Genomic DNA, 20,113 nt, shown 5'->3' with positions numbered 1-20,113 from the left:
GTCGCTCAGGCTCCTTCGACGGCCGGCAGCTCGAAGCGAAACGTCGCGCCAAATACAGGGTTTGGCTCGGCCCAGAGTCGGCCGCCGTGGCGCTCGAGGATCGAGCGCGAGATCGACAATCCCATGCCCAGCCCGCCGGGCTTCGTTGTGTAGAACGCCTCGAACAACCGCGCGCCGTCCACGTGCGAAAGGCCGACACCCGCGTCGGAGACGGCGCCAACGACCAGGACGCGGCCGTCGCCCTCCGAGAGCGCCGTCTCCAGGCGCACGCGCCGGCGCGCCTCCGGCAGATCGCGCGAAGCCTCGGCCGCATTGAGCAAGAGGTTGAGGATGACCTGTTGCAGCTCGACCGGATCGGCGAAGACCTGCGCCCCGCCCGATCGGAGCCCGAGCTCGAGCGCGATGCGACGCCGCGCCAGCTCGGCTTCTGCCACCGGCAGCGCCGCGCTGATCACGGCGTCCAGGTGGCAACGCTCGCGGTGCGCGGCCGAGCGCGTCAAGAGACGGCGAATACGCGCGAGCACGTCGCCGGCACGATGGCCGTCGTTCACGATCGCGACAAGCGACTCACGCACGGCGACCAGGTCGGGCTCCGCGCGATCGAGCCAGTTGACGCCCGCGCTCGCGTCCGCGGCGATGGCCGCGAGGGGCTGATTGACCTCGTGCGCGATCGACGCGGCGAGCTCGCCCAGCGTGGTGGTGCGCGCGACGTGGGCCAGCTGCGCGCGCGCCTCCTCGAGGTCCTCGGCCGCGCGTCGCGATGCGGTCACGTCCATCACCGCGCCCACGATCTCGGCGCTACCATCCGAGCTGGTGCGGGCGCGCCCGCGGATGCGCAGGTGCTTGACGCGCCCGCCAGCGCAGAGCAGCCGGTGCTCCAGCATCATCTGCCCCTCGGTCTTGGCGCGCTCGAACGCCTGCTGCACGCTCGCGCGTTCCTCTCTGGGTACGCGCTCCAGGAGCGGCGGGAGCGAAGGCCTGGTGCTCGGGTCGACCTCGTAGATGCGATACGTCTCTTCTGACCAGAACAGGTCTCCAGTCGCAAACGTCCAGCCGAAGCTGCCCGTGTCCGTCAGACTCTCGGCCTCGGCCAGGTAGGCCTTGGTGCGACGCAAGAGCTCCTCCACCTTGCGGCGCTCGGTGTTCTCGCGCTGCAGGTCGTCGAAGAGCCGCGCATTCTCCAGCGAAATGGCCATCTGCGAGGCCAGCAGCTCGAGCAGCGTGAGGTGCGAGGGCGTGAAGGCGTGCGACGCGAGGTTGTTCTCCAGATAGAGTACGCCGGACAGCCGCGCCTGCTTGGCGAGCGGTACGCAGAAGATCGAGCGCGGGCGCGCGCGCCGCACGTGCTCGTCGGCGGCAAAACGCGCGTCGAGCGCGGCATCTCCGAGGAGGAGCGGCTGCTGTGTGCGTATCGCGTAGCGCAGGATCGACGCGGGCGCATCGCTCGCTGGCGTGGGCTCACGAATGAGCCGCACCTCGATGTGGTCGGCTGCGGTCACCGCCTCCGCCTCGACCCACAGCTCCTCGCCCCGCGGTGTGATCAAGAGCGCCCGCTCCGCGCCGGCCCCCTCGAGCGCGATGGTCATCAAGGTGCGGATCAAGCGCTCGAGCTGGATCTCTCCCGAGAGCGCTTGAGACGCCTTGAGGAAGGGCGCCAGGTCGAGCTGCTCCACGCGCGCCGCACCGGCGCCGGAGCGCGTGAGCGAAGGCGGCTGGCGCAGGCGCGGCTCGAGCAGCTCGAGCTGCGTCACCTTTCCCGTCGCCTGCCAGTTGGCGTAACCATCACGCGCCGACCTGAGATAGGCCAGGGCCACGCCGCTCAACCCGCGCATTGCATAGAAGCGGGCGGCCATCTCGCTCGCCACGGCTTCGTTCTGGGTGAAGCCGTGCTTTCGCGCGGAGTCGATGGCCTCCTCGTAGAGCCGCTCCGCGGCGAGCTCGCGCCGCTCGATGCGCGCCACCTCCGCCGCCACCAGCTTGGCTCGGTTCTCGAAATTGTCCGGGCAGTGACGCGCCCACAAGGCGAGGATGCGCTCGTGCTCGTACAGCGCTTCGGCGTGGCGCGTGCGCTCCTCGCGCGAGCTCGCGTCGTAGAGCGCGGCGCGCGCCAGGGCCGTGTAGAAGTGGAACTCGGCCACCTCGAAATGGCCGGGCGAGGTCCACAAGAGCGCCTCGGCCTGCCGGGCCGCGGAGAGCGCCGCCGCGAAGTCGCGCGCGAAGAAGCGCCCCTGCAGCTTGCGGATCCAGTACCAGCAGGTGGCAAAGGCGAGCTGCTGGTCCTCGGCGAAGTGCTGCTCGAAGCTGGCTTCGTCGAAGTCGTCGTCGTCGAACGAGGCGAAGCTCGGCGTGTGGCCGCGGAGCAGCCGGATCAGCCGCAGCTGCGACGTGATGATGTCCTCGACCAGCCCGAAGCCGGTACGACGAGCGAGCGTGAGCCCGCGCTCCGCCTCGCGCGCCACCTCCGACAGCGGCGCGCCGCTCCCGAGCAGCAGCGTCACCAGCGTCTCGCTGCTGAAGCCGGCGAAGGTCAAGTCGAGCGCCTCGAGCGCGGCCGCGTGCGCCCGCCTCACCAGCGCCAAGCTGGTGTCGATGTGCTGGGCCCACGTGTTCACGTGGGCGCCGTAGGACATGTACGCGCGCGCCTTGAAGCGCTCGAAGCCGCGCGCCGCGACGAGATCGAAGCCCAGCTTGCCGAAGCGGTTGCCGGCGGGATAGTCGCGGAAGGTGGAGCCGAGCACCACGCCCAGCACCGCGTAAGCGTAGCAGGAGCCATCGCTGTTGCCGTGAGCGAGGCTGAGGCGCGCCATGCGCGCGACCAGACGATCGTGCAGGGCGCTGTCGGTGAAGAGCGCGGGCGGCTGCGCCGCCGTGAGCACGTCGAGCGCGGCGCGCCAGCTGTCGTTGCTGACCGGCAGCTCGATCAGCGACTCGATGCTGCGGTTACCCAGCTCGTCCCACAGACTCTGGAACTCGCTCTCCACGTCGTCGCGCGTGGGCCGCGGCGTCCAGTCGATGCCCATCGTACCCAGGAAGTCCAGGCAGACTTGCACGGCCATGCCGTTTCGACCCGCCGTCGTGTAGAGCAGGATGCGAAGCCGCGCGATCGCTGCGCTGTCGACCAGGTTGTCAGCCCTCGGCGCGAGCTGCTTCAAGCACGCCTCGGCGGCCGTGAGCTCGCCGGCGAGCAGCTCGCACTCCGCGCGGTCCAGGCCGAGCGCGAAGGCGAGCGCGTGGTCGCTCTCCCAGCGGTCTTCGCCGAGCAGCGCATCGGCCACCGCCAGGTACACGAGCGCCGAGGTGTACGCCGACGCGGCCTTGGCGCGGCGCCCCGCCGCGTGGTTCAGCTCCGCCACCTGCATGCGCTCTCGACGCGTGCGCAGGAGGTCGAGGCCGCGGTTGAGCTGGTTCACAATGTCGAAGCTGCCCTCTTCGCGCGCGCGCTCGGCCGACCCCGCGGAGAGCCTCATGCCGATGGCGAGGTGCAGGGCGGGCCTCTCGCGCGGGTCGATCAGCGCGTAGGAAGCCTCCTGCACGCGGTCGTGCAAGAAGCGATACTCACGCTCCACGCGCACGACGAGCCCGCTCCGCAGCGCGTCGTCCAGCGCGGCGGTCAGCTCACGCTCGCCGGCGCCGAGCGCGAGCGAAAGTGCCTCGATCGGCGCGCAGATACCGAGGCAGGCGAGGTGCATCAGCGCGCGGCGCGTGGGCTCCGGCAGGCGCGTCAGCTTCTCGATCATCAGCTCGGCCACGTTGTCGGTGAAGCCGCGCGCTCGGATGCGCTCGAGGTCCCAGCGCCAGCGTGATCTCGCTGGGTCGAAATGGAGCAGCTCCACGTCGTTGAGCGCGTTGATGAATTGAATCGCGAAGAACGGGTTGCCGTGGGTCTTCTCGCGCACCAGCTCCGAGAGCGGCGCGAGCTCGGCGGCGTCCGCCTGCAGGACGTCCGCGAGCAGGTCGGCCACGTCGGGCGGGGCCAGCGCCGCGAGCGAGATCTCCTCCACGCGTCCGGCCGCCGCGCGCAGCCGCGCGACCAGGCGGTGCAGCGCGTGTTCGGCGTCGACCTCGTTGCTGCGGTACGCCCCCACGATCAGCAGGTTCGAGAGCTCGGGGTGCGAGGCCAGATGTTCGATCAGGTCGAGGGTGGCTGCGTCGAGCCACTGCAGGTCGTCCAGGAACAGCACGAGCGGCTGCTCGGGCCTGGCGAACACCGCGATCAGGCGCCGAAAGATCAGCTGGAAGCGCTGCTTGGCGTCGTGCGGGGGCAGCTCGGGCGCCGGCGGCTGCGGCCCCACGATGAACTCGACGTCGGGCACGAGGTTCGTCACCAGGCCACCGTGTGTGCCGAGCGCGTGCCGCAGCGCCTCTCGCCACGCCGAGAGCTCTTCTGCGGGCCGGCCCAGCACCTGCCGCACAAGGCTCTCGAGCGCCTGGGCGAAGGTGGCATACGGGATGTCGCGCTTGAACTGGTCGAACTTCCCCGACGCGAACGCCGCGCGCCGGCCGATGGCCCGCCTCAGCTCGTCGACGAGGGCCGACTTGCCGATCCCCGAGTAACCCGACACGAGCACGAGCTCGGGAGCGCCGCTCGTGCGCGCCCGTTCGAAGGCGGAGAGCAGCGCGTTGCGCTCGCGGTCGCGTCCGTACAGGCGCTCGGGCATGCTGCGATGGCGCGCGTCCCCGCTCGCGAGCGAAAAAGGCTCGATGCGGCCGTGCGCGCTCCAGTCGAGCAGGCAGCGCTCCAGATCGCGCGCCAGGCCGGCCGCGGTCTGGTAGCGCTCCTCCGCCGGCTTGGACAGCAGCTTCATGACGATGGCGGCGAGCTGCGCCGGCAGCTCGGCCACGCGATCGCGCGGGTCGGCTGGCTGCTTGGCCACGTGGCAGTGAATCCACTCCATCGGCTCCGACGCGGCGAACGGCAGGCCACCCGTCAACAGCTCGTAGAACGAGACGCCCAGCGCGTACATGTCGCTGCGCGTATCGACCGCTCGGCTCATGCGCCCCGTCTGCTCCGGCGCCATGTATGGCAGGCTGCCGACCAGCGTCGGCGGCCGCGCGCGCTGCTCGTCCGCCGCGCGCGCGGCGGCGCCGAAGCCGGTCAACCACACCGCGCCGCTGTCCACATCGACCAGCGCATTCGCGGGCTTGATGTCCTTGTGCACGATGCCGCGGGCGTGCAGCTGGTCGAGCGCGCGCGTCCAGCCGAGCGCCACGCGCAGGAAGTCGCCTATCGGCCAGGCGCGCCCGACCCGACGGGCGAGCAGCTCACCGCCGGGATCCTCCAGCCAGAGCCTCGTGCGGCCTGGCCTGGAGTCGAGCTCACGTGGGCACACCGCCCACGCCGGATCCAGCTCCTCGCGGAGCGCGAACTCATTCTCCAGCTTCTGCAACAGGTCCGCCGCAGGCGCGTGAACCGGCCGCAAGATCAACGCCGGTTGTCCCTCACCGCTGCGGTAGAGCGCGAGCTCGCCGTCGTCGCGCAAGCAGACGGCTGCGGGGTCGTGCGAGGTCGTCATGGGGCGCAACGTGGGTGGGCCGGTGCTGGCGACAACGGAGGCGTCTCCGAGGCTCCGCTCGAGGGAGCGAGGGGGCCATCCTACCTTGGTCGGGTGTTCCCGGCCGAAGATCCCGTCCATACCGGCTCAGGTTCTCGACGCCGGAGCTGGCGCCGACGCCGCTCACGGCCCCCGTGGTCGTGCTCGGGCGCTTCGAACCGCCCACACCTCGTGCCCTGAGCCGGCCATCAACCAACCGGAGGAGCCCAGCATGAACGATCGTCTCACCGTCCAGACAGACGATGGCAGCTTCGATTGCTACGTCGCGCGTCCCAGGGCCGCCATCGCGCCGGCGATCGTCGTGATCCAGGAGATCTTCGGCGTCAACGCGGGGATCCGCAGCATCGCCGACGCCTACGCCGAAAAGGGGTACATCGCCGTTTGTCCCGACCTGTTCTGGCGCGCCCAGCGGGGCGTGGACATGTCCGAGAGCGACCAAGCCGACGTGGCCAGGGGCTTCGCCCTGTATGGCGCCTACGACTTCGACAAGGGGCCGCGCGACATCGCGGCCACTGTCGCGGCCGCCCGCGCCATGCCCGGCGCCTCCGGCAAGGTCGGCGTGACCGGCTACTGCCTCGGCGGACTGCTCACGTTCCTGACCGCGGCCCGCGCCGATGCCGATGTCTTCGTCGCCTACTACGGCGGAGGCACCGAAAAATACGTGACCGAGGGCGTCAACATCGAGCGCCCGCTGCTGATGCACCTCGCCGGCGACGACGAATACATCGGCGAGGAGGCCCAGGCGACGATCCACGCCGCGCTGCGGGACAACCAGCACGTCGAGATCCACACCTACCCGGGCCGCAACCATGCGTTTGCCCGTCCGGGCGGCGAACGCTACGACGCTGCCGACGCCGCGCTGGCCAATCGGCGGACCGATGCGTTCTTCAAGCAGCACCTCACCTGACCAGGATTGCGGGCCGCCCTCGCCGCGGCGCCCGCGCGGTCCGGGGAACGTGGCCTGACGACGTCACCCGACCATCGTCGGGTTTGCTCCGGACTGGTCGCGAACTACCGTCGACGCATGTCCAAACCGAAGTTGACGCATGCCACCGGTGCGCCGGTGGTCGATAACGTGAATATCCAGACCGCCGGTCCGCGCGGCCCCGCGCTGCTGCAGGACCTCTGGCTGATCGAGAAGCTCGCGCACTTCGACCGCGAGGTGATCCCCGAGCGGCGCATGCACGCCAAGGGCTCGGGCGCCTACGGGACGTTCACCGTGACTCACGACGTCACGCGGTACACCCGGGCCAGGCTCCTCGCCGAGGTCGGCAAGCGGACGCCGGTGTTCGTGCGCTTCTCGACGGTCGCCGGCGAGCGCGGCGCCGCCGACGCCGAGCGGGATATCCGCGGCTTCGCGGTGAAGTTCTACACCGAGGAGGGGAACTGGGACATCGTCGGCAACAACACGCCGGTGTTCTTCTTCCGCGACCCGCTGCGCTTCCCCGACCTCAACCACGCGGTCAAGCGCGACCCCCGGACCGGGATGCGCAGCGCGGACAGCAACTGGGACTTCTGGACGTCGCTGCCCGAGGCGCTCCACCAGGTGACGATCGTGATGAGCGACCGCGGGATCCCGCGCAGCTATCGCACGATGCACGGCTTCGGCAGCCACACCTTCAGCATGATCAACGCCGCGAACGAGCGCGTGTGGGTCAAGTTTCACTTCATCAGCCAGCAGGGGATCGAGAACCTCACCGACGCCGAGGCCGAGGCGGTGGTGGGGCGAGACCGCGAGAGCCACCAGCGCGACCTGTTCGAGAGCCTGGAGGCGGGGCGGTTTCCGCGCTGGAAGCTCTGCATTCAGGTCATGACCGAGGCGCAGGCGCGGACGCACCGGCATAGCCCGTTCGACCTCACCAAGGTCTGGCCGAAGGCCGACTATCCGCTCATCGAGGTCGGCGTCCTCGAGCTCGACAAGAACCCCGACAACGTGTTCGCCGAGGTCGAGCAGGCCGCGTTCTCGCCGGCCAACATCGTCCCCGGCATCGGCCTCTCGCCCGACAAGATGCTGCAGGCGCGGCTCTTCTCGTACGGCGACGCGCAGCGCTACCGGCTCGGCGTCAACTTCAACCAGATCCCCGTCAACGCGCCGAAGTGCCCGTTTCACAGCTTCCACCGCGACGGCGCGATGCGCGTCGACGGCAACCTCGGCGCCACGATCAGCTATTTCCCGAACCGACACGGCGAATGGGACGACAACGCCGGCGCCGGTGAGCCGCCGCTGCCCGTCGCGGGCGACGCCGCCCACTGGGATCATCGCGCCGACGAGGACCACTGGGAGCAGCCAGGTCGCCTGTTCCGCCTGATGTCGCCGGCGCAGCGGCAGGCGCTGTTCGACAACACAGCTCGCTCCCTCGGCGGCGCGTCGGTCGACATCCAGCGCCGGCACGTCGCGAACTGCATGAAGGCCGACCTCGCCTACGGGGCCGGCGTGGCCCGCGCGCTCGGCCTCGACCGGGGCTAGCGCCGCGCTCGCACGGCAGCCGCTCGGCGGCTGCGCTTGAGCGGCTCAGTCGCCGCGCGTGATCCGATGGATCGCGTCGAGCAGGTCCTTGGGCTGGAACGGCTTGGTCAGGAAGGCCACGGCGCCGGCGCGGAAACACTGCTTGCGCACATCTTCGTCGCCGTGGGCGGTGAGGACGACGACCGGCAGCCGCGACGCGCGGCGGGTCAGCTCGACGAGCAAGTCGACGCCGCTCATCCCCGGCATGCGGACGTCGAGGACCAGGACGTCCATCGCCTCGATCTTGCCGGCGGCGAGGAACGCCTCCGCGGAGGCGAACGTCTCGACGTTGAAGCCCGTCGACTTGAGCAGGTTGCCGAGCGAGCGGCGCAGCGACGCGTCATCGTCGACGATCGCGATCAGCCGTTCGTCGTTCATCGCCCCCGTCCTCCGTCGGCCCCATCGAGGTGGCCGAGGCGCAGGGCGAAGCGCACCAGCTCGGCGATGGATCCGGCCCGCATCTTCTCCATCACCTTGGCCCGCTGCTCTTTCACCGTCGCCTCGCGCGTGCCGAACTCGGCCGCGATCTGCTTGTTGAGCTGGCCGGCGACCACCCCGCGCATCACCTCGCGCTCGCGGGCGGTCAAGGACTCGTAGCGGCTGGTCAGCCCGGCCAGGTCGTCGCGCTCGATCCGGGCCACGCGATCGCGCTCGATCGCCTCGCGGACGGCCGCGATCAGGTCCGCCGGCCGGAACGGCTTCGTCATGAACTCGACCGCCCCCGCCTTCATCGCCCGCACCGACATCGGGATGTCGCCCTGCCCGGTGAGGAAGATGATCGGCAGGTTGACCCGGGCGTCCGAGAGCCGGCGCTGCAGCTCGAGGCCGTCGAGCTGCGGCAGCTTGACGTCGAGCACCGCGCAGCCGCGCGCGTCGGAGCGATCGGCGGACAGGAAGCTCTCGGCGCACGGGAAGGTCTCGACCGTGAGGTCGACGGACGCAAGGAGCCGACTCAGGCTGGCGCGCACCGACGCGTCGTCGTCGACGACGAAGACCTTCGGGGCCGGGGAGGAGAGGGTCGAGGTCGCGTTCATCCGGAGCTCCGCTGCAAGTCGCGCGAGATCGCCGTGAGCGAGAAGCCGAAGGTAGCACCGATACCGGACGCGTTGGGCTCGGCCCAGAGCCGGCCGCCGTGGCGCTCGATGATCGAGCGGCTGATCGCCAGCCCCATCCCCAGGCCGTTGGTCTTGGTGGTGAAGAACGGCTCGAACAGGCTCGCCGGGTCGGCCTCGCCGATGCCCATGCCGCAGTCCTCGACCTCGACAACGACCGACCCCTCGGCGTCGCCCCGCTCGACGAACGTACGAACGGTGATGCGGCGACGAGCGGGATCGACGTCGCGCGAAGCGTCGTTCGCGTTGAGGATCAGGTTCAGGACCACCTGCTGTAGCTGGACCGGGTCGCCGACGACCGCCGGCAAGCTCGGCCGTAGCGCCGTCTCGAGCACCACCTCGGACTGCAGCAGCTGTCGTCGCACGACCGGCAGCACCGCGTGGACGACGGCGGTGAGGTCGCACGAGTTGGTCTCGATCGACGAGCGCGACAGCAGCGCCCGGATCCGCCGCAAGATCTCGCCGGCGCGGCTGCCCTCGCTGGCGATCGCCGCCAGCGAGTCGCGGACGTCGTCGAGCTTCGGCTGCGGCGCCGCCAGCCAGTTGGTGCACGCCGCCGCCTCGGCCATCATCGCCGTCAGCGGCTGGTTGATCTCGTGGGCGATCGACGCCGCCAGCTCGCCGAGCATGGTGATGCGGGTGACGTGGGCGAGGTCGGTCTGCGCGCGGTGGAGGGCCGACTCGGAGCGCTCGAGGTCGAGCTCGGCCCGGCGATGCACGAGCGCGTTGGCGAACACCTCGCCGAGGATCCGGAGGCGCTGGCGGATCGGGTCGCTCCACAGCACGTACCGCGAGGTGCACGCCAGGTTGAGCGACGCGCTCGTCACCCCGCCGACCACCAGCGGCAGCGCGATGATCGACTTGATCCCCATCGCCTCGAGCGCGAGCCCCTCGTCGCGCTTGTGCTCCGGCATCCGCCTCACGTCGTGGACCGGCACGTCCTCGCCGCGGCGCAGCTCGTCCACGCTCTCGCGGAACATCGTGACCGTGCTCGGCGGCAGCGCCACGCCCGACTTGGCCCACGTGTGCGTGCTGACGGCGTCGGTGCCCGAGTGCGAGAACCAGAAGATGAAGATGCTGTCGACCTCGAAGAAGCCGCCGACCTCGGCCAGCGCCTTGTCGATCTCCGCGTCGAGGCGGTCGGTCGGCGAGGCCGCCAGCTTGCTCGAGATCGACGAGCGCAGCGTCCAGAAGCGGACCCGCGCGTCGAGCTCCTCCTCGACCTGCTTGCGATCCTCGATGTCGGTGCTGGTGCCGTACCACTCGACGATCCCGTGCTCGTCGTAGAGCGGCTGCACCCGCGTCAAGAACCAGCGATAGACCCCGTCGGCGCGGCGCAGGCGGGCCTCGAACGAGCCTGGCTCGCCCGACCGCACAAGCCGCTGCCAGTACGAGCGCGCCGCCTCCGTGTCGTCGGGGTGGGTCGCGCTCGGGTGGCGCTGCGCCTGCGCCTCCGCCAGCGTGAGGCCGGTGTAATCGAGCCACTGGCGGTTGAAGAACGTCGCCGACCCGTCGGGCCGGGCCGACCAGGCGAGCGTCGGGATGGTGTCGATGATCCGCGTCAGCCGGCCCTCGGAGCGGCCCACCTCGGCGTAGAGGCGCGCGTTCTCCAGCGAGATCGCCGCCTGCGACGCGAGCAGGGTCAGCACGGCGATCCGCTCCGACGTGAAGGCGTGCGGCGCGAGCGTGTTCTCGAGCTGGAGGACCGCGATCAGCCGCGATTGCTTGGCGAGCGGCAGGCACAGCAGCGAGCGGCATCGGCGCGAGGCGATGTACGGATCGCCCGCGAACGGGTGCGCCTGCAGGGCGTCGTCGAGGAGCACGCTCTCGCGGGTGCGCACGACGTACTGAAGGACGCTCTCCGGCAGCTCCTCCGCCGGCGCTCCGGCGCCGCGCAGCTGCACCGCCACGCCCCCCTCGCACGTCGTCGCCACCGCGGCGACCTCGACCTCGCCGCGCGCCAGCGTCACCAGCACCCCGCGCGTCGCCCCGGCGCTCTCGACCGTCGTGCGCATCAACGCCTCGATCAGCCGCTCGGGGACGATCTCGCTCGACAGCGCCTGCGACGCGCGGAGCACCGCCGCGACGTCGAGCCGCTCGAACAGCGTCTCGAGGGACGACGCCACCGGGCGACCGGCCCGCAGCCGCCGCGCCAGCAGCTCGACCTTGCCGCGCGCACCCCAGCGGTCGTAGAGGCCCTGCGCCTCGCGGGTGTACGCCGCCGCGATCGTGGCGAACCCGCGGCGCTCGTGGAAGCGCGCCGCCAGCTCGTTGGCGACCGCCTCGAAGTGCACGAAGCCCTCCTCGCGCGCGAGCCGGATCGCCTGCTCGTAGGCGCGCTCCGCCAGAAGCTCGCGGCCCTCCAGGCGGGCCAGCTCCGCCTCCACCATCGCCGCCTGACAGCCGAAGGTCCGCGGCGAATCCTCGGCCCACGCGGCCAGCTGAACGTGGTGCGCCGCCACCCGCTCGACGTGACCGCCGTCCGCGCTCCCGTCGCTGACCGCCGCGTGGGCCAGCGCGGAGTACAGGTGAAACTCGGCCTCCTCGTAGAACCGCTCCGCGACATCCATGCGCTCGCGCGCCCGCTCGGCCAGGGCCACGGCCTCGTCGTAGCGCTCGCGGTGGAAGCAGCCCTGGAGCTCGCGGACCCAGCGAAACACGGCGAGCAGGGCGCCCGAATCGTACGGGTCGCTGAAGAGCCGCTCGTCGTCTGCCGTCGGGGCTCCGTCGCCGCCGAGCGGCGCGCGCAGGGTCCGGATCAGGTCGAGCTGGGCGCCGATGAGCTCCATGGCGAACGCGGAGCCGGCCTGGCGGGCGACGCCCAGCGCGCCCTCGGCCTCGCCCAGGACCTCGGCCAGCGGCGCGCCCGCGGCCAGGAGGTAGGTGATCGCGAACCCGGCGCAGTACGCCCCGTAGGGGTCGCCGCTCTCGAGCGCCTTCTCGCAGGCCCGCTTGGTGATCGAATGACTGGCCCGCAAATGGCTGGTCCACGAGATCACGTGGGTCGCGAACACCATCAGCACGCGCGCCGCGTAGCGGTCGAACCCGCGCTTCTCGACAAGGTCGGCGCTCAGCTGGCCGAACCGGTAGCTGTCGCGGTACGCGGCGAAGCGCGGCCCGATGATGCTGGGGAGCAGCGAGAAGGCCAGCGCCGAGCCGTCGGTGTTGCCGTGCTCGAGGCTGAGCAGGACGATGTGGAGGATGAGCAGCGCGTAGAGGTTCTTGTCGACGAAGTACACAGGCGTCGCGAGCAGCGACAGCACGTCGATCGCGGCCCGGCGCCGCGGGTCGGTCATCGGCGGCAGGTCGAGCAGCGACTCGATCGAGCGCTCGCCCATTCGCGCGCGCATGTGCTGGTACTGCGCGCGCACCTCGTCGTCGGTCGGCGCGGCCGGCAGCGCGATGCCGACGCCGCGCAGGTAATCGCGGCCGATCGGCACCACGCGGTCGAACCGATCGGTGGTCGTGTACAGGTGGATCTGCACGCACACGATCGCCGCGAGGTCGACCGGGTCGGTCACATGCGACGAGAGCCGCGACAGCCGCGCCTCGGCCGAGTCGCTGGCGCCGCTCAGCCACTCGCACTCGGCGACGGCCAGCTCGATCGGGAACGCCAGCGCCGGACAGCGCTGCCAGCTGTCGGTCGGCAGCAGCGCGCGCGCCTGCGTCAGGTACTTGAGCGCCTGGGCGTACGCGCTCGCGGCCTTGGCCCGCCTGCCCGCGAGCAGGTTGAGCTCCGAAAGCAGCAGCCGCTCCTCGTCGTCCACGACCAGCGACGAGCCGCCGTTGTACTGGTTGACGATGTCGAACACCGCCTCCTCGCGTCGCTCGCCCGGCGTGCTGGCCAGGAGCCGCCGCGCGATCCGCCGGTGGGCCACCGGGCGCTCCGCCTCGCCGAGCAGCGCGTACGACGCCTCGCGCACGCGGTCGTGGAGGAACGAGTAGGCGCCGTCGAGCTGGTACACAAGGCCCGACCGGATCGCCTCCGCCAGCGCCGCGTGGACGTGCTCGCCGTGGACGTCCTCGAGGGTCCGCGCCGAGGCCGTGCGTCCGAGGCAGGCGAGGTCCTTCAGCGCCTCGCGCGTGGCCGGGGGCAGGCCGCCGAAGCGCGTCATCATCAGCTCGATGACGTTGTCGGTGAAGTTCTGGGCCTGGATCCGCGCGACGTCCCAGGTCCAGCTGCCGCTCACCGGGTCGACGCCGATCAGCGCGTCATCGTGGAGCGCGGAGACGAACTGGATGGCGAAGAACGGATTGCCGCTGGTCTTCTCGTAGACGAGCCGCGCCAGCGGGCGCACGTGCTCGCGGCTGCAGCCGAGCGCCCCGCCGAGGATCTTCTCGACGTCCTGCACCTGCAGCGGCGGCACCGCGATCTCGCGCAGCGCCGCGCCGGCCGCGGTCATCCGCTCGAGCGCCCGCGAAAGCGGGTGCCCGGCGCCGACGTCCTGATCGCGGTAGGCGCCGACGACCAGCAGATGCTTCACGTCGTCCTGACGGATCACGTGCTCGAGCAGGGCGAGGGTCGCCTCGTCGGCCCACTGCAGGTCGTCGAGGAACAGCACGAGCGGGTGCTCGGCGGTCGCGAAGATCGCGAGGAAGCGGCGGAACACCGCGTAGAAGCGGTTGTTCGCCTCCTCCGGCGGAAGCTCGGCGACGGGGGCCTGTTCACCGAGGACGAGGGCCAGCTCGGGCACCAGGTCGACGATCAGCTTGCCGTTCGGTCCCAGCGCGCGCTGCAGCGACTCGCGAAAGCGCACGACCTCGCCCTCGCTCTGCGCCAGGATCGCGCGCACCGCCGTGCGGAGGCCCTGAGCGACCGACGCGTACGGGACATCGCGCGTCGACTCGTCGGCCTTCCCGCTGGCGAACAGCGCCCGCGCCGGCGACAGCACGCGCCGGAGCTCGTTCACGAGCGACGACTTGCCGGCCCCCGGGTATCCGGTGACGAGCACGAGCTCCTTGGCGCCGGCGGACACGACGCGGCCGAAGATCGCCAGCAATTCGTGGATCTCGCGCTCGCGACCGTAGAGCTTCTCGGGCACGCGGAGCCGCCGCGAGACGTCCTGCGCGCCGAGCCGGAATGGTTCGACGCGCCCGAACGACTCCCACTCGGCGAGGCAGCGCCGCAGGTCGGTGAGCACCCCGCGCGCCGACTGGTAGCGGTCCTCCGGGGTCTTCGCCAGCAGCTTCGTCACGATCTCCGAGATCGGCAGCGGGATCGCCGGCACGAGCTCGTGCGGCGGCCTGGGCTCCCGCGCCAGGTGCCCGTGCAGCAGCTCCGCCGGCTCGGTGGCGCTGAACGGGAGCACGCCGGTGAGCAGCTGGTAGAGCGTGACGCCGAACGAATAGAGGTCGCTGCGCGCGTCGACCGAGCGATTCATGCGCCCGGTCTGCTCCGGCGCCACGTACGCCAGCGTCCCTGCGGGCACCGGCGCGCCGGCGTTCTGCTGTTCGCGCAGCGACAGCGACGCGCTGCCGAAGCCGGTGAGCCATACGGCGCCGGCCCGGACGTCGACGAGGATATTGGCCGGCTTGAGGTCCTTGTGGATGATGCCGCGGTCGTGGACGCGGTCGAGGGCGATGCCGAGGCCGATCGCGACGCGCAGGAAGGCCGTCGTCTCCCACGCGGGGCCGACGAGGCCCGCCAGGAGCTCGCCGCCTGGGTCGCGGAGGACGAGCGCGAGCCGTCCCGCCGCGCGCGCGAGCCCCAGCGGCTGTGCGCCCCACGACGGCTCGATCGCGTGGCGGAGCGCGAGCTCGCGCTCGAGGCGGGCGATCGGCCCGGTCGCGGTGAGGATCGGCGCGCCGTCGCTGCGACGGAGCCCTCGCGACAGGACGACCTCGCCCTCCTCCCAGAGCGGCTCCAGACGAACCACGTCGATCGGTATCGGCTCGCCGGAGCCCTCTCCACCGGAATTCTCGTGCGTCAGTACTGCCATGGTCATCGATCGTGGAAGGTCGATCGTCCCGCGGGACGGCCCGAGTCTACCCGACCACCACGGATGCCCGGCGCTGACCGTCACCCGACCTTGGTCGGGTAGCGGGCGCCCGCGCGATGCTGCTTCCGGCGACGACTCGTGATCGACCGGCTTTTCTGGCAGGACCTCGGACCGCCGCTCCGCGGCGAGAGAATTGTCTTGTATAACGTCGCGATGTCCGTTATAGCGGACGTATGTTTCCTTGCCTCGTGGCCATGCGGATGTTCGGTGCTCGCTCGGAGGCGTGCTGTCGAACAAGCGCTTGTCGTTCTTGCTGTAGTTAGCCGCATGTGCCGCGGCGCAGGCTGCGGCGAGGAGAACAGCGAAGCAGCGCCCCCGCGTCCCCGGTGACGTGCGGCGCCGTCGTTCGTCGTGACGGCCGAGCCACGCGGCTCATCACCGTCAGCGTCCGCCCTTCTCGTGGCGCGCCCGGCTGACCTTTGGCCGGGGCGCGAGCCGAGGCGTCCCTTCGGGAGGACGGCGGAACCTCGCTCGCGACGACGTTCGACTCCGGCATGCGGCGCTTCCAGCACTCCCAAGGAGACAGGTATGAAGCGGTTCTTCGAACGTCATCGATGGATTGGTTCGGCGCTCGCGAGCGGACCCTGGTTGTTGGCGACGCTGCTCGGCCCGATCGGCTGCGGGAGCGACGACGACGCGGGCAGCGGTGGCAGCGCGGCTCAGACGGGCAGTTCGAGCGGCGGGTCGGGCGGTTCCACGAGCGGCACCGGCAACGGCACGAGCGGTGTCGGCGGCGGTGGCAACTCGGGTGAAGCTGGCGCGACCGGCGAAGGCGGCGGCGGTGCCGGCGGTACGGGCGGCGGCGGTGCCGGCGGCAGCGGAGGTACCGGCGGTACGGGCGGCGGCGGTGCCGGTGGCGGTACGGGCGGCGGCGGCACGGGCGGCGGAGATGGTGGCGGCGGAGATGGTGGTGCCGGCGGCACGGGCGGCGGCGGTCCGATCGTCGAGTTGCCCAACATCGTCACGATCGTGGCCGACGATCTCGGCTTCTCGGACCTCGGCGCGTTCGGCGGCGAGATCACCACACCGAACCTCGATACGCTCGCAGCAGAAGGCCGCATCCTCACCGGGCACCGCTCCGGATCGCTGTGCGCGCCGACCCGCGCGATGCTGGTCTCGGGCACCGACAGCCACGCCGTCGGGCTGGGCCGCATGGGCGGCGGTACTGGACCGCAAGCAGGGCAGCCCGGCTACGAGGGCCACCTGACCGACAACGCGCTGTCCGTCGCCGAGATCCTGAGAGACGCCGGATACCATACGTACATCGCCGGCAAGTGGCACCTCGGCGACACGGAGGATCAGAGCCCTCCGGCGCGCGGCTTCGAGAAATCGTACGTCCTGCTCCCCGGCGTGGCGACGTTCTTCAACGAGTTCGCCGACCCGCCGACGACCGCGCAGGCGCAGCTGTATCGCGAGGACGGCGTGTACACGCAGCCGCCGCGCGACTTCTACGCGACCGAGTTCTACACGGACAAGCTCATCCAGTACATCGAGAGCAACCGCGCCGATGGCAAGCCGTTCTTCGCGTTCGCGACGTACACCACGCCGCACTGGCCGCTTCAGGCGCCGCCGGAGTACATCGACAGGTACCGCGGCCGCTACGACGCGGGCTACGACGCCATCCGCGAGCGGCGCCTCGAGCGGCTCAAGAGCCGCGGCGTCATCCCGCAGTCGTTCACGCCGAATCCCCGCTTGCCGAGCGGCGGCAGCAACCCGAAGACCTGGGAAGAGCTGACGCCGGAGGAGCGGATCTACGAGGCGCGGCGCATGGAGATCTACGCTGCCATGGTCGAGAACCTCGACGCCAACATCGGCAGGTTGATCCAGTACCTCAAGCGGGTCGGCGAGTACGAGAACACCTTCATCTTCTTCCAGTCCGACAACGGCGCGGAAGGTGGCAATCGGGAGGGCTTCGCCGCCACCGACCCGAGCCGCTCCGGGGCGGTGGAGAACTCGCTCGAGAACCTGGGTCGACCGGGTTCGTACATCGGCGTCGGACCCCGCTGGGCCGAAGTGAGCGCCACGCCGTTCCGGCTGTGGAAGAGCTACACGACCGAAGGCGGCATCGCCGTTCCGGCCATCGCACGGCTGCCGGGGCAGCACCAGAGCAGGCCGCAGTTCGATGGAACCACGCACGTGATCGATTTCCTGCCGACCGTGCTCGAGCTGGCCGGTGTGCCCAACCCGGGGAGCACCTACAAGGGCAGGGAAGTCGAGCCGATCAGCGGGCACTCGATCCTGCCGGTGCTCGAAGATCGGGCGACCGGCCTGCGCGCGCCGGGGGAGACGCTGATCTGGGAGCACGGCAACCACCGCTACGTGATTCGCGACAACTGGAAGCTCTTGTGGCTCAGCGCGCCCTATGGCCCGACGCCGCGCGCCTGGAGCCTGTTTGATCTGGCCACCGACCGCGGCGAGATCAACGACGTTTCCGCGGCTCATCCGGACGTGGCGGCCGAGCTCGCCGCCGCGTGGGCGCAGTACGCCACCGCCCGCGGCGTCATCCTCACCGAGTAAACGCGCACCCTGCCGCACGCGAGACCCGGGCGTCTCTGCGCGACCCGCGTCTCGCGGCGGCGCTCACTTCCGCTCTGCACATGGCCGATTCCCGACTCGTTCGCTCGTGGCCCCTCGCTGTCGTGACCCTGGCGCTCATCGGGCTCGTGGTCTGGCGCGCGCCCAGGAGCGCGTCCTCGCTCACGCCGGCCGACGCATCCACGGCGAGCGCTTCGGTGGTGAAACCCGGGGCGGCGCGAGGCGGGCCCGCGGAGGCCTCGCCGGCTGCCGCGACGCCGGTCAGCCCGGCGGAGCGCTCGCCGGAGCGCGCGGCGGCCGGCTTCGTCGGCAGCGATCGATGCGCGCCGTGCCACGCCGAGGAGCACGCCGCGTGGCAGGGCTCGCAGCACGCGCGGGCCATGCAGCACGCGACCGCCGCCACCGTGCTCGGGAACTTCGACGGGGCGCGTCTGCGTTACGCCGGGCAGGTCCACCGCTTCGATCGCCAGGGCGGGAAATACTGGGTCACCACGGACGGCCCCGATGGCCAGCTGCACCGCTACGAGGTGCTGTACACCTTCGGCGTCGAGCCGCTCCAGCAGTACCTCGTCGCCGGCCCGGGCGGGCGCTTGCAGGCGCTGCCGTTTGCGTGGGACGCGCGCCCCCAGGCACGCGGTGGGCAGCGCTGGTACCACCTGCACGAGCGCGACGACGTGCGCTCCGGCGACGTGCTGCACTGGACCGCCGCCAGCCAGAACTGGAACCACATGTGCGCCGAGTGCCACTCGACGCACGTCACGAAAGGGTATGACGCGGCCGCAGATCACTTCACCACCACCTGGTCCGAGCTCAGCGTCGGTTGCGAAGGCTGCCACGGCGGTGGCGCGCGCCACCTCGACTGGACCAAGGCGAGGACGCCGGACCCCTCGAAGGGCCTCGACGTGCGCTTCGACGAGCGCAAGGACGCCACGTGGACGCGGCTGCCCAGCGGCACCGCGCAGCGTGCCAAGAGCGCCTCGAGCGGCACCGAGAGCGCCACGTGCGCGTTCTGCCACAGCCGCCGCGAGACCCTCTCGCAGCCGTTCCGGCACGGCGCCCCGCTGCTCGACAGCGTCGCGCTCGAGCTGCTGACCGCGCCCTTCTACACGCCCGACGGCGTGATGAGCGACGAGGTCTTCACCTATGGCTCGTTCCAGCAGAGCAAGATGGCCAATGCCGGCGTGACGTGCAGCGACTGCCACGAGCCGCACTCCGGCCGTCTGCGCGCCGAGGGCAACGGCGTGTGCGCGTCCTGCCATGAGCCGGCGCGCTTCGATGTCCCCGCGCATCACCGCCACGCCGCGAACGCCGTCGTCACGCCCGGCGCGCCCGTCGCTCCGCGCTGCGTCGACTGCCACATGCCGGCGCGCACGTACATGGGCGTCGACGTCCGTCACGATCACGGCTTCCGGGTGCCTCGTCCGGATCTCTCGGTCCGCCTCGGGATCCCGAACCCATGCACCGACTGCCACGCTCAGAAGCCGGCGAGCTGGGCCGCTGACGCCGTGCGAGCCTGGCTCGGCCGCCCCGCGCAGGGCTACCAGACCTATGCCGAGGTGTTCGCTCTCGCGAGCACCGCGCCCGGCGACCCGGCCGTCGCCGCTGAGCTCCAGCGGCTCGCGACCGATCGCGCCATCCCCGCCATCGCGCGCGCGACGGCGGTCGCCTCGCTTCGCGCCGCACCGACGGCCGCGTCGCTCGCCGTTCTCCGCGCGGCGCTCGCCGATCCCGACCCGTTGCTCCGGCGCGCCGCGCTCAGCGCGCTGGAGGGCTACGACCCTCGCCACGCCGCGGCCGTCGCCGCGCCGCTCCTCGCCGATCCCGTGCGCGGCGTGCGCGTCGAAGCCGCGCGCGTGCTTGCGGGCGTCGACCTCGGCGCCTTGCCCGAGCGCGCCGCGCGGGCGCTGGACGGGGCGTTGAGCGAGTACATCGCCACCCAGACCCTCCATGCCGATCGCGCCGAGGCCCAGAACAACCTGGGCCTGATCTTCACCCGCACGGGCAAGCCGCGCGACGCCGAGCACGCCTACCTCGCCGCGCTTCGCATCGAGCCCGGTTACGTCCCCACCTACGTGAACCTCGCCGACCTCTATCGCGAGCTCGGTCGCGACGCGGACGGCGTCGCGCTGCTCCGGCGCGGAATCACCCGTCTTCCCGAGCAGGCCGAGCTGCTCCACTCGCTGGGCCTCGCCCTGGTCCGGCAAGGCCACCAGGATCAAGCGCTCGAGCCGCTGAAACGCGCCGCCGCGCTCGCGCCAGAGCAGGCCCGCTTCCAGACCGTCTACCAGGCCGCGCTGACCGCCCTGCGGTCCTCCCCCCAGGCTGCTCACGCCCAGTCGCGTCTCGGACGGCCATGAGCTCCTCCATCCGCCAGCGGTCACCACCTTGGTCGTGAACGTGGGCTCGTGC

General features: G+C 71.2%; 8 protein-coding genes. 4 read left to right on the top strand and 4 right to left on the bottom strand.

Features of this window, described 5'->3' with window-relative positions:
• Window positions 1–5: 5 nt before the first annotated feature.
• Entirely contained in the window at window positions 6–5,513 is a 5,508-nt protein-coding gene (locus WME97_RS41600; protein WP_437546128.1) for a trifunctional serine/threonine-protein kinase/ATP-binding protein/sensor histidine kinase, read from the bottom strand.
• A 250-nt stretch (window positions 5,514–5,763) separates the two neighbouring features.
• Here WME97_RS41600 and WME97_RS41595 point away from each other — a divergent pair, with 250 nt between their 5' ends.
• Both WME97_RS41595 and WME97_RS41590 read left to right on the top strand, forming a co-directional pair.
• Entirely contained in the window at window positions 5,764–6,459 is a 696-nt protein-coding gene (locus tag WME97_RS41595; RefSeq protein WP_437546126.1) for a dienelactone hydrolase family protein, read from the top strand.
• A 117-nt stretch (window positions 6,460–6,576) separates the two neighbouring features.
• Window positions 6,577–8,019 (top strand): catalase, encoded by a 1,443-nt coding sequence (locus WME97_RS41590; protein ID WP_437546124.1) that lies wholly within the window; start codon window positions 6,577–6,579, stop codon window positions 8,017–8,019.
• Window positions 8,020–8,064: 45 nt separating this feature from the next.
• Here the strand turns inward: WME97_RS41590 and WME97_RS41585 are convergent, their stop codons facing one another.
• Genes WME97_RS41585 through WME97_RS41575 form a run of 3 tightly spaced genes read right to left on the bottom strand, consistent with a single transcriptional unit; the run spans window position 8,065 to window position 15,406 of the window.
• On the bottom strand, window positions 8,065–8,436 hold the full coding sequence (locus tag WME97_RS41585; protein ID WP_437546122.1) for a response regulator: 372 nt from the start codon (window positions 8,434–8,436) through the stop codon (window positions 8,065–8,067).
• Complete coding sequence (locus WME97_RS41580; RefSeq protein WP_437546120.1) at window positions 8,433–9,092, bottom strand: response regulator transcription factor; 660 nt, start codon at window positions 9,090–9,092, stop codon at window positions 8,433–8,435. The genes WME97_RS41585 and WME97_RS41580 overlap by 4 nt, the downstream gene beginning before the upstream one ends.
• Window positions 9,089–15,406 (bottom strand): AAA family ATPase, encoded by a 6,318-nt coding sequence (locus WME97_RS41575; protein WP_437546118.1) that lies wholly within the window; start codon window positions 15,404–15,406, stop codon window positions 9,089–9,091. The genes WME97_RS41580 and WME97_RS41575 overlap by 4 nt, the downstream gene beginning before the upstream one ends.
• Before the next feature lie 291 nt (window positions 15,407–15,697).
• Between WME97_RS41575 and WME97_RS41570 the strand changes: the two genes are divergently transcribed.
• Window positions 15,698–17,686 (top strand): arylsulfatase, encoded by a 1,989-nt coding sequence (locus WME97_RS41570; protein WP_437546117.1) that lies wholly within the window; start codon window positions 15,698–15,700, stop codon window positions 17,684–17,686.
• Between the two features lie 80 nt (window positions 17,687–17,766).
• On the top strand, window positions 17,767–20,061 hold the full coding sequence (locus WME97_RS41565; protein WP_437546115.1) for a multiheme c-type cytochrome: 2,295 nt from the start codon (window positions 17,767–17,769) through the stop codon (window positions 20,059–20,061).
• The last annotated feature ends 52 nt before the right edge of the window (window positions 20,062–20,113 follow it).

This window comes from Sorangium sp. So ce367, from assembly GCF_051520455.1.
In the GTDB taxonomy this organism is placed as follows: domain Bacteria; phylum Myxococcota_A; class Polyangia; order Polyangiales; family Polyangiaceae; genus Sorangium; species Sorangium cellulosum_B.
The sequence above is the reverse complement of the archived record's forward strand: the minus strand, read 5'-3'. Positions and strand labels throughout refer to the sequence as shown.

What these genes read in the sequence shown, in the direction of transcription:
- WME97_RS41585 (WP_437546122.1), bottom strand. Translation starts at nt 8,436, where the DNA reads ATGAACGACGAACGGCTGATCGCGATCGTCGACGATGACGCGTCGCTG.
- WME97_RS41565 (WP_437546115.1), top strand. Translation starts at nt 17,767, where the DNA reads ATGGCCGATTCCCGACTCGTTCGCTCGTGGCCCCTCGCTGTCGTGACC.
- WME97_RS41590 (WP_437546124.1), top strand. Translation starts at nt 6,577, where the DNA reads ATGTCCAAACCGAAGTTGACGCATGCCACCGGTGCGCCGGTGGTCGAT.
- WME97_RS41580 (WP_437546120.1), bottom strand. Translation starts at nt 9,092, where the DNA reads ATGAACGCGACCTCGACCCTCTCCTCCCCGGCCCCGAAGGTCTTCGTC.
- WME97_RS41595 (WP_437546126.1), top strand. Translation starts at nt 5,764, where the DNA reads ATGAACGATCGTCTCACCGTCCAGACAGACGATGGCAGCTTCGATTGC.
- WME97_RS41600 (WP_437546128.1), bottom strand. Translation starts at nt 5,513, where the DNA reads ATGACGACCTCGCACGACCCCGCAGCCGTCTGCTTGCGCGACGACGGC.
- WME97_RS41570 (WP_437546117.1), top strand. Translation starts at nt 15,698, where the DNA reads ATGAAGCGGTTCTTCGAACGTCATCGATGGATTGGTTCGGCGCTCGCG.